The sequence below is a fragment of the Aliidiomarina sanyensis genome (assembly GCF_003987175.1).
GTDB classification, from domain to species: domain Bacteria; phylum Pseudomonadota; class Gammaproteobacteria; order Enterobacterales; family Alteromonadaceae; genus Aliidiomarina; species Aliidiomarina sanyensis.
This window is the reverse complement of the sequence record NZ_PIPM01000001.1, coordinates 485,253-495,902: the sequence shown is the minus strand read 5'-3', so window position 1 is coordinate 495,902 and position 10,650 is coordinate 485,253. Positions and strand designations below refer to the sequence as shown.

The 10,650-nt window shown below is 50.8% G+C and carries 7 protein-coding genes; 6 read left to right on the top strand and 1 reads right to left on the bottom strand.

All coding sequences use genetic code 11. The features are described from left to right. From katG to CWE11_RS02240, 4 genes are all read left to right on the top strand, one after another. Positions 1-1,601, top strand: a 1,601-nt coding sequence (katG, locus tag CWE11_RS02255; protein ID WP_126775964.1) for a catalase/peroxidase HPI, incomplete at its 5' end; no start/stop codon positions are given. A gap of 94 nt (positions 1,602-1,695) precedes the next feature. Next, complete coding sequence (locus CWE11_RS02250) at positions 1,696-3,516, top strand: long-chain-acyl-CoA synthetase (protein ID WP_157981274.1); 1,821 nt, start codon at positions 1,696-1,698, stop codon at positions 3,514-3,516. Positions 3,517-3,620: 104 nt separating this feature from the next. After that, positions 3,621-3,980 carry a PA2779 family protein gene (locus CWE11_RS02245; protein ID WP_126775962.1) on the top strand — a complete coding sequence of 120 codons (360 nt, stop codon included), beginning with the start codon at positions 3,621-3,623 and terminating at the stop codon, positions 3,978-3,980. Between the two features lie 69 nt (positions 3,981-4,049). Then, positions 4,050-5,012: a PA2778 family cysteine peptidase gene (locus tag CWE11_RS02240; protein ID WP_126775961.1), complete on the top strand. Its 963-nt coding sequence runs from the start codon at positions 4,050-4,052 to the stop codon at positions 5,010-5,012. Between the two features lie 6 nt (positions 5,013-5,018). On the opposite strand, the gene CWE11_RS02235 is transcribed toward CWE11_RS02240, so the two are convergent. Then, entirely contained in the window at positions 5,019-6,296 is a 1,278-nt protein-coding gene (locus CWE11_RS02235) for an acetyl-CoA hydrolase/transferase family protein (protein WP_126775960.1), read from the bottom strand. 169 nt (positions 6,297-6,465) lie between these two features. On the opposite strand from CWE11_RS02235, the gene CWE11_RS02230 reads away from it, so the two are divergent. Further along, positions 6,466-7,539, top strand: coding sequence for an efflux RND transporter periplasmic adaptor subunit (locus tag CWE11_RS02230; protein WP_241971694.1), 1,074 nt, complete (start codon positions 6,466-6,468; stop codon positions 7,537-7,539). Beyond that, positions 7,536-10,637: an efflux RND transporter permease subunit gene (locus CWE11_RS02225; RefSeq protein WP_126775959.1), complete on the top strand. Its 3,102-nt coding sequence runs from the start codon at positions 7,536-7,538 to the stop codon at positions 10,635-10,637. The genes CWE11_RS02230 and CWE11_RS02225 overlap by 4 nt, the downstream gene beginning before the upstream one ends. Positions 10,638-10,650: the final 13 nt, after the last annotated feature.

Here is a 10,650-nt window from a genome sequence, read left to right as displayed (position 1 = left end):
GCTACACCGGCGACCGCGAGCTAGAGCATCCACTTGCCGCAGTGCAAATGGGCTTGATTTACGTAAATCCAGAAGGCCCAGATGCAAATCCAGACCCGGTGGCTTCAGGTCGTGATATTCGTGAAACCTTCAAACGGATGGCGATGAACGATTATGAGACGGTTGCTTTGACTGCTGGCGGACATACGTTCGGTAAAGCGCACGGTGCAGGCCTGGAGTCTCATCTTGGTGCGGACCCTGAAGGTGCTCCGATCGAGCAGCAAGGTTTCGGTTGGAAGAGCTCTTTCAAGAGTGGTAAAGGAAGTGACACGATCACGTCCGGTATTGAAGGTGCGTGGACGCCAACGCCTGTTCAGTGGGATATGACGTACTTCGATGTATTGCTCGGCTACGAGTGGGAACTCACGAAGAGTCCAGCAGGTAAGCATCAATGGAAGCCAAAAAATATCCGCCCTGAGCACCAAGCGCCGGATGCAGAGGATGCATCGAAAAAAGTTGGCATCATGATGACGACGGCCGATATGGCGATGAAGGAAGATCCAGAGTATCGCAAGATTTCTGAGCATTTTCATAAGAATCCAGAAGAGTTTGCAGATGCATTTGCCCGCGCTTGGTTCAAGCTGACGCATCGGGATATGGGGCCGAAATCGCGGTATCTGGGTCCTGAAGTGCCAGAAGAAGATCTCATTTGGCAAGATCCAGTTCCAGAAGTGGATCATGAGTTGGTCAGCGATTCTCAAGTCGCGGAGCTGAAGAAGACTATTCTAGGCTCTGGTTTGAGTGTTCAAGAGCTTGTCTTCACTGCTTGGTCTTCGGCTTCTACCTTCCGCGGTTCGGACAACCGGGGTGGCGCAAACGGCGCGCGAATCCGTTTGGCGCCTCAGAAAGATTGGGAAGCCAATAACCCTGCACAATTGAAGAAAGTTTTGGCGACCTATGAAGGTATTCAACGCGACTTCAACTCAGCACAGAAAGGGAATACACGGATCTCCCTTGCAGACCTGATCGTGTTAGGTGGTGTTGCAGCGGTTGAGAAAGCAGCGAAAGATGCTGGTTTCGATGTAAAAGTACCTTTTGCTCCTGGACGAACCGATGCAACCGATGAGCAAACGGACGTTGAGTCGTTCGAAGTACTTGAGCCGTACGCAGACGGTTTCCGCAACTACTTAAAGCAGAAGTATTCAGTTGCGACGGAAGAGTTGTTGCTGGACCGTGCTCAGTTACTGACGCTCACTGCACCTGAGATGACAGTATTGGTGGGTGGTATGCGTGCGCTTGGCGCGAACTACAAAGGCAACAAACATGGTGTCTTTACCAATCGCGTCGGCCAGCTGACAAACGATTTCTTCGTGAACTTGACGTCAATGGATTATGAATGGCGTCCAACATCGAAAGACGCTGAGGAGTTTGAGGGTGTTGAACGGTCAAGTGGTCAAGTGAAATGGACGGCAACGCGCGCTGATTTGGTATTTGGTGCCAATTCACAGTTGCGTGCGATTGCTGAAGTCTATGCACAAGACGATGCGAAAGAGAAGTTTGTGAAAGACTTCATCGCGGCTTGGACTAAAGTGATGAACGCAGATCGCTTTGATTTGCTCTAATTATATTTCGCCACTGAGGTGACAAAGGCGCTCGCAAGAGCGCCTTTTTTATGCTAATTCTTGCTGTGTATTTATGACTAAAAATAATAAAAATATGCAGACAAATCATCATACTCATCGCTTTTCAGAGCTATTCCGCGCTTTGGTGCGATTTGCCCCGCGGATCCCAGCATTTCTTCGTGCAAATCGTCTTTTAAAAACCGCTCAACGCAGCGATATAGGCTCAACAGGGCTGTTCCTAGAAAATGCTGCACGAACGTGTCCTAACCGAATATTTTTGCGTTTCGAGTCGGAACAAATAACCTACAAGCGCTTTAACCAACAGGTTAACCAACTTGCACATACGCTTGCTGCGATCGGCGTCAAGAAAGGCGATTGTGTGGCGTTGTTATTTGAGAACGCTCCCGCATTGCTCATTGCTGTATTCGCGGTGAATAAACTCGGAGCAGTCGCTGGAATGATGAATCATAAACAGCGTGCTGGGGTACTCGTGCATAGCCTCGATATTATTCAGCCCAAAATGATGATCATCGGTGAAGGTGGTGAGTCTGCGTTCTTGAGCCTTCGTGAACACAATTCGGGGTTGACAGAAACCATGCCATGTTTTCGTTATGGGCGTGTCGCGGGGGAAACAGCGCTCCCAGACCTGATGGAGCGTGCCCGCGAGGCATCAGAAGAAAACCCAGTCACAACGTCTCAGGTTACTTTAGGAGACACAAGTTTCTACGTGTTTACTTCGGGCACAACGGGGCTTCCGAAGTCTGCTGCGATGACCCATTTGCGCTGGATGAAAGCCGGGGTCGGCTTCGGGCGTATGGCACTCGGGCTGCGCGCAAATGATATTCATTATTGCTGTCTGCCCCTCTATCACAATACTGCATTGTCCGCCTCGTTGAGCTCAGTCATCATGACCCAATCCTCTCTGGCGCTTGCGCGTAAGTTCAGTGCGCGACAGTTTTGGCATGATATATCACAGCACACGGCGACGACCTTTGTGTACATTGGTGAACTGTGTCGATACCTTTTAAATCAAGAAGAGCAAAATGGGGAGACGCATCATCAAATTCGAGCGGTCCTCGGAAACGGCTTGCGCAGTGAAATTTGGGATCAATTTCAAACGCGTTTCAAGATACCCGAGATTTATGAATTGTATGGTGCGAGCGAAGGGAACATTGGATTTGTAAATGTCTTTAATCTAAAGCGCACCGTAGGGTTTTCGCCGATGACCTTTGCGATTGTCCAATATGATGTCGAACAGGACCAACCGGTAGTGAATTCCAAAGGACGGATGCAGCGAGTAAAAAAAGGGGAAGTGGGTCTCTTGCTCGCAGAAGTCACCAACACAACACCTTTTGATGGTTACACAAACAACGAAGCAGCAAGCCAGGCCAAAGTGTTGAAGAATGTGTTTCGGACGGGGGATTGTTGGTTTAATACCGGCGATCTTGTGCGTGATCAAGGGTTCCGTCACATCGCGTTTATTGACCGGGTTGGGGATACCTTCCGGTGGAAATCGGAAAATGTGGCAACCACCCAAGTCGAGGCAGAAATTCAATCCAATCCAGATGTGTCGGAGGCGGTCGTGTATGGCGTTGCCGTTCCGCATACCGAAGGGCGCGCGGGAATGGCTTCGGTATGTTTGCGGGAAAATTTATCGTTTGATGGAGCCCGGTTCTATCGTTATTTGCGGGCTAAGTTACCCGATTATGCGGTGCCGATTTTCGTTCGTATTCAGGAGGGATATCACGAAACCACCACCACACTTAAGATCAAGAAATCAGAACTTAAGAAACTTGGCTATCGTGTTTGGGAACAGGGGGAGTCTGTTTATGTCCTGGTAAATTCAGAGCGAGGCTACGAGCCATTGAATTCAGAACTTCTTGAGCAGATCGAAAAGGGCGAAATTCGCTTGTAATTAATGGTTTTTCAAGACTTTTTCAAAATAATTACCTGTAATTCCCAGACATTTCCGATTGGATAGTCTACGTTTATAAGTGACATCTAACATGGAGATCTGTCATGAAAAAATCACTTGTTATTGGAACGTCATTGGTCTTAGGTAGCTTCGTGTTGAATCCTGCAGTTATTCCTCAAGCGCAGGCGGACATTGTAGCAACCCATGAAGTTGTGGCAGAGCAGCAGTCAGGTTTGAATCGTGCACAACTGAGTGAGCAGCTCATGCGGGATGACGTGCAAGAGCAACTTGTTCGGTTTGGTGTCGATCCCCAAGAAGCCTTGGATCGAGTGGCCGCTATGACGGACGAAGAGGTCATGGAATTAACAGCCGGTATTGATCAAATGCCAGCGGGTGCTGGAATTAGTGTGAGTACCACGGTTATTCTTGTGGCTATTATTATTTGGCTTGTTTTTTTCCGGTAAGTAGAGCGCGTTGTGCCCGCCATTCGGCGGGCATATCTTCCTGTTTGAATACCTTCTTTAGGCGGTTTTATGACGAAGTGGCCCGACGCGCTGCAAAAACTTCTTTTATCTTGTCTTCTGATTTTCCTCATTGGCTGCAGCTCCACTCCCATGCAGTACCGTTATCTGGATTCGCAAACCCTTAGTGATGTAGAGCTGACAAACACGCCTTTTTACCCACAAGATGAATTTCAGTGTGGTCCCGCGGCATTAGCGACGGTCTTAAATGTGGCCGGTGTGGATGATGCGACCCCCGAAACACTAAAGCCCCAAGTGTATCTACCGGAACGTGAGGGCAGTCTGCAATCAGAGCTACTGGGCGCGGCTCGACGAGCTGAGCGGATCCCTTATGTGATTCGCCCGCAATTGGCGGATCTATTTAAAGAGGTTGAGGCGGGGAACCCGGTTTTGGTTTTGCAAAATTTAGGTTTTGCTCGGTGGCCGATTTGGCATTACGCAGTGGTTATTGGCTATAACCCCAGACGCAACGAAGTGATTTTGCGATCAGGAACAACAGAGCGTGAAACCATGTCGTTACGTGCGTTTGAGCACAGTTGGCGCGGCGGGAATTACTGGGCGATGGTGGTTCCAGCGCTGGGTGAGTTGCCAGCCACAGCAGAACCCATTCGTTATTTCGCCGCGATTGCCGCGCAAGAACAACAAGGACGGTTTGAGCTCGCCGAAGCGAGTTATCGGTTGGCGATGGAGCGTTGGCCCTCAGAATACATGGCTCCGTTTGGATTGGGTAATATTGCCTTTCAGCAAGGGCGCTTTAGTGAAGCTGAATTCTATTATTACAAGGCTTCCGAAATAGCTGCAGAAGAGCCGGCGATATTCTTTAATTTAGCCTGGGCACTGGTTCGACAAAATCGAGGCGAGGAGGCATTACTCGCGGCTGAGATCGCGCAAATGCTCGCGCCTGAACATGCGCGCTACGGGGCTTCCGTAGAAATCATCTCGAACGCAGTCAATCAAACGACTCGCTCACACTGAGTTGATTTAGACAGACAGCTTCCACGTATCACGCGCCGCGCGCGCCAGATCTTCTTGAAACTCAGGCGCAGCGATCGCTATGAGGGCTCGTGCGCGCTCTTGCATTGATTTTGCGCGTAAATCGGCGATCCCATGTTCGGTAACCACATAATGAACGTGTGCTCGTGTGGTGACAACACCGGCTCCCGGACTCAATACTGAGGCAATTCGTGAACACGTACCTTTGGCTGCGGTCGACGGGAGTGCGATAATCGATCGTCCCCCTTCGGAGAGTGCGGCGCTGCGAACAAAGTCCATTTGCCCACCCACGCCTGAGTAAATTTGAGTCCCGATTGAATCAGCGCAGACCTGACCACTCAAGTCAATTTGCAGTGCACTGTTAATCGAGACGGTTTGAGGATTTTGACGGATCACTGACGTGTCGTTGGTGTATTCCACATCAAGAAATGCCACGGAAGGATTGTCGTTTATAAAAGCGTAGAGTCGTGGCGAGCCCATCGCAAAGGTTGTAACAATTCTGCCTCGATGTTTTTTCTTAAATGCGTTGGTGATGACGCCGGACTCCACGAGGGGAAGAATACCATCTGAGAACATTTCCGTATGAATTCCGAGGTCTTTGTGCGTCCCAAGACAACCGAGCGTCGCATCGGGGATTGCACCGATTCCCATTTGCAAACAATCACGATCACGAATGAGGCTCGCTACGTGTTCACCGATTCGCCGAGTGACCTCATTTTGTTGCGGCGCTTTATGATCGGGAAGCGATTGACTGAAATGTACGTAACGGTCAATCTCATCCAGATGAATCATGGCGTCGCCATGGGTTCGTGGCATTGCAGGATTGATCCAGGCGATAACCTTTTTCGCCATTTGCACAGCCGCACGCGTTGCTTCCACTGAAACACCGAGGCTACACCAACCGTGCATATCTGGCGCAGATACTTGAATCAATGCAACGTCAACGGGTTGGACGCCGCTTCGGAACAGTTTCGGAATCTCTGAGAGAAAAACCGGCACATAGTCGGCATATCCTCGGCTCACAGCTCCGCGCGTAGCACGACCGACAAAAAAGGCGCGTTGTCGAATATGTGGCGCAAGGGATGCTGAATCTAGGCATTCGGAACCTTCAGTATGGAGCTGTAACAGAGTCAGGCCCTGGCGTTCATAGGCAAATTCAGCAAGCCCTTCGAGTAGGAGCGAAGGAGTTGCGGCCATTGAGTGACACCAAATCACATCATGATTTTCAATGATTTCTAGAGCTTCTCGGACTGATGCGCAATGCATGAAGGACTCCTGTTGTGTTGCGTGCGACATAGTATAAGCAGCGGATTCGTGCATGTCCTTGATGCCGGTCAAATGACTGAGGGTGCTATCCCGTAAAGAATCCGTAAAAAGTGATCATCTCCTAACCTTGGGCGTATACCTATTGAATACGAAATCGATAAGGTGCTCCGTGGCTTCAAATATTTTAAACGCAATCCAATATTCTCGAGCGCGCATTGGTATTTTTCTGTTTCTCTCGCTTGCGGTGCTTTTTCTGCCCTTAAAGGCTGATGCGGAAGAGGGAACACTCGTGCTTGTAAAACCGCTGACCTTCGAGCAAGAGGAGCAGCGGGTGGATGTTGTGGGGAGTGCCCGAGCGGTGCGCTCTGTGGAGCTTTTTCCAAGCGCTTCCGATTTTGCCCGTGAAGTGAATATTCAGCCGGGGACTTGGGTCGAAGAAGGTGCCTTACTTCTTCGTCTGGATGACCGCCGTCAAACGGTCAATCGAGCGCGGGCACGCATCGAACTTGCGGATGCAGAACGGAGTTACGAGCGCTTACGACTCTCACGGGAGCAAGGATCCATTCCACAAAGTGACTTGGATGATGCAGAGACGCAACTTGAACTGCGTCGTGTTGAACTTCAGCAGGCAGAAATCGAGTGGCAAGACCGCCGCGTTGAAGCGCCGTTTCGCGGGGTGGTGGGAATTACCGATGTGGAGCCGGGGGATCGGGTGACCGAGCAAATGCGCGTAACCACTATTGATGATCGCAGTTCGCTCTTTATTGATTTTCGCGTGCCTGAATCAGCGCTTCATATTCTGCAGTCGAATCCAGAAGTTCGTGTGGTTCCATGGCAACGGGCGTCGAATGGGCTCGAAGCAACGATCGTTGAGATTGATTCGCGAGTGGATGAGCGCAGTCGTATGGTTCGGGTGCGTGCGCTCCTCGAAAACGAGGACGACACATTTCGCCCTGGTATGAGTTTCCGAGTGCAAATGAGTGCACGTGGCGCCGAGTATGCAGTGATTCCTGAAGCTGCACTCATGTGGGGAGCGACCGAGGCTTTCGTTTGGGTCGTCCGCCAGGAGGGGGAAGCCTATTATGCAACACGGGTCGATGTGGAAGTTCGCCAACGTCGGTCCGGACGCGTGCTCGTTGCCGGCGATTTTGGAGAGAATGAAACGTTGATCGTGGAGGGGGTGCAAAGTCTCCGAGCGGACATGCGGTTGCGCTTTACCGATGATTCGGAGTTCGCCCAATGAAATTTACCGGATCACAAGCAGACCTTCCTTCACTGAGTATTCGCCGACCGGTCCTTATTGTCGTTTTAAATTTACTGATTATTATCGCGGGGCTCGCGGCGCTCAACGGCGTTGAAGTACGAGAGCTTCCCGATGTTGACCGTCCGATTGTGACAGTGACCGCGCAATTTCCAGGTGCTGCACCGGAGACTGTTGATACGGAAGTAACACGTTTACTCGAGGGAGCGATTGCGCGGGTTAATGGCGTTCAATCTATCTATGGCTCTAGTGAGGAAGACAGCACGCGGATTGTTGTGCAGTTTAGGCCTGGAGCGGACCTTGATGCGGCTGCGAATGACATTCGGGAGGCCATCGCACAAGTAGAACGAGATCTCCCACCAAATGTAGAACGTCTCGCAGTGATTAAGGCAGATAACAATGCCGATCCGGTCGTTCGGTTAACGGTTGCAAGTGAACGTCTTGATCTTGAAACCCTGAGTGAACGGGTGGACACAGATTTAATACCACTGCTTTTGAATATCCCCGGCGTGGCGGATGTTACCGTGAATGGTGATCGTCAGCGAGTGCTCCGGGTCATGTTAGATCCCATGCGTATGGCGGGGTTTGGGCTCACCATTAGCGAAGTCTCTGAGACCCTTCGCGATGCTCCATTCGATGTGCCTGCAGGCAGCATTCGCTCCAGTGATCAGCAGCTGATCGTCCGAGCCGATGCGACCTCTGTCAATGCAGAGCAAGTCGCGGCCATTGTGATACGGGACAATATCACGATTGGGGACATTGCCAATGTGTATTTCGGTCCAGCAGATGCCCGCAACTTTGTTCGGCTTGACGGTTCGCCCGTGCTTGGACTTGCCGTAATTCGCCAAGCGAGCTCAAATGCAATTGAAATCTCCAATGAAGTGCAGCGACTGCTCGGTTCTCTCGATGAGCGCTTTCCCGAAATGGACGTTCGCCTCATGGCGGATGATGCTGAATTTATTCGAGATTCCATTCGTGAAGTTCTTTTTAGTCTGACGTTTACGGTTATTTTGGTCGTTTCGACGCTTTGGTTATTTATTGGCGCTTTTCGTCCGACGATTATTCCCGCGCTCGCCATTCCAGTTTCATTGATTGGCTCGCTTGCTGCGCTCTGGATACTGGGCTTTTCGATTAACATCCTGACGCTGCTTGCATTGGTGCTTGCAACGGGTCTGATCGTGGATGATGCGATCGTGGTGACTGAGAATATTCAGCGTCGTCGAGCGCAGGGCATGGGCGCTCGTGCGGCGGCTGTGGTTGGAACGCGAGAAGTATTTTTTGCGGTCGTTGCCACAACCGCTGTTCTTGTCGCCGTATTTGTTCCCATTGCCTTTTTACCATCAACCGCAGGGCGATTATTTCGGGAATTTGGTGGTGTCCTCGCAGTTGCCGTGATGATTTCGTCTTTTGTTGCGTTGTCTTTGGTTCCGGCTTTTGCCGCGCGATTACCGTTGGGTGGTTCGCGTACGTCCACAATAAGCAAATTCGGAACCGCACTTCGAGATGGCTACATTCGCTCGCTTAGTTTTGCCCTTAAACATGCACTGTGGGTAATTATCGCCTCGTTGATTGCCGCCGGTGCGGCGTTCTTTACGTACCAACAGCTAAATTCGGAGTTACTTCCGCCGGAAGATCGTGGGCGAATTCGTATCTTTGCTGAGGGTCCGGATGGGGTCGGCTTGCCATTTATGGACCGGCAAGCGCAACGTATTGAAGATATTTTGCTCCCGTATGTTGAGGACGGCGATGTCGCGCGTATTTTGACAATTGTCGGCCAGTGGGATCCGAACCGAGTGTTTGTCGTGGTGCCCTTGGTGCCATGGGGTGAACGGGAACGCTCACAGCAAGATATTCTGGCTGAAATTCGTGAACCACTGGCGTCGGTTCCAGGCGCGCCAGGTCGTGCAGCCGGTGCAAATAGCCTCAATCTACGAGGCGCCGGAGGTGGGATAGAGGTTGCTATTACGGGGGATGATTACGCTGAGATTTATCAAGTCGCCCGAGATTTTGCTGCGGCTATTGAACGTGAGATCCCAGAATTAGGGACACCGTCAATCTCATACAACCCCTCGCAACCGCAGATGCGCGTCAATATTGATCGGGTTCAAGCTGAATCATTGGATGTGCCACTTTCCAGTGTAGCGGCAACCCTGCGGGTTGCTATTAATGGTGATGAGCTGGTGGATTTAAACGTCGCGGATCAAGCCATTCCGATTATCTTGCAAGCCGAACGTTCCTTGGTGCGTGACCCCTCGGGGTTGACCAACCTTTATGTAAATTCACGTGATGGTGAACTAATTCCGCTGTCTGCGTTGGTATCCATCCAAGAGGAAGGCGTCGCTGCAGAGCTTGAGCGGCATGCTCAACGACGAGCCATTGAATTGGATATGGATCTCCCAGATACAATCTCACTCGGAGATGCGGTTTCGCGTCTTAGAGCGCTCGCTCAAGCAGAGCTCCCATCGAATTCGAGTCTTGTATTGCTAGGAGAAGCAGAAGCATTTGAAGAGGCATCTCAGGATGTCCTGATTACCTTTGTATTTGCTTTGATAATCGTGTTCTTAGTCCTAGCGGCCCAGTTTGAGAGCGTCAATAGTGCGGTCGTCGTGATGATTACCGTGCCTTTTGGCTTGGCTGCAGCGATGTTCGCGCTTTTCCTGACCGGCACATCGCTCAATATTTATTCGCAAATAGGCTTAGTGATGTTGATTGGTTTGATAGCCAAGAACTCCATTCTATTGGTCGAGTTTGCAAATCAACTGAGAGATCAGGGACGGTCGGTGTATGAGGCGGTTTCCGAAGCAGCTGAAATTCGTGTTCGCCCAATCACCATGACGTTAGTATCGACACTACTTGGTACACTGCCGTTGATTCTATCAACCGGCGCCGGTGCGGAGGCACGTAACGCGATTGGCTGGGTCGTCTTTGGAGGTTTGGGGATCGCGGTTTTATTCACGTTATATTTAACACCGGTGCTTTACCTCGCACTCGCGCGATTTAGCAAGCCACGGGCGGATGAAAGTCGTCGTCTGGAACAAGAACTCGACGACATCGAAGCATCGGACACAAAGGCTTCATAAAGAAGGCCAGCAT

Excerpts from the sequence above, each read along its gene's own strand:
- CWE11_RS02250 (WP_157981274.1), top strand. The coding sequence starts at position 1,696 with ATGCAGACAAATCATCATACTCATCGCTTTTCAGAGCTATTCCGCGCT.
- CWE11_RS02245 (WP_126775962.1), top strand. The coding sequence starts at position 3,621 with ATGAAAAAATCACTTGTTATTGGAACGTCATTGGTCTTAGGTAGCTTC.
- CWE11_RS02240 (WP_126775961.1), top strand. The coding sequence starts at position 4,050 with ATGACGAAGTGGCCCGACGCGCTGCAAAAACTTCTTTTATCTTGTCTT.
- CWE11_RS02235 (WP_126775960.1), bottom strand. The coding sequence starts at position 6,296 with ATGCATTGCGCATCAGTCCGAGAAGCTCTAGAAATCATTGAAAATCAT.
- CWE11_RS02225 (WP_126775959.1), top strand. The coding sequence starts at position 7,536 with ATGAAATTTACCGGATCACAAGCAGACCTTCCTTCACTGAGTATTCGC.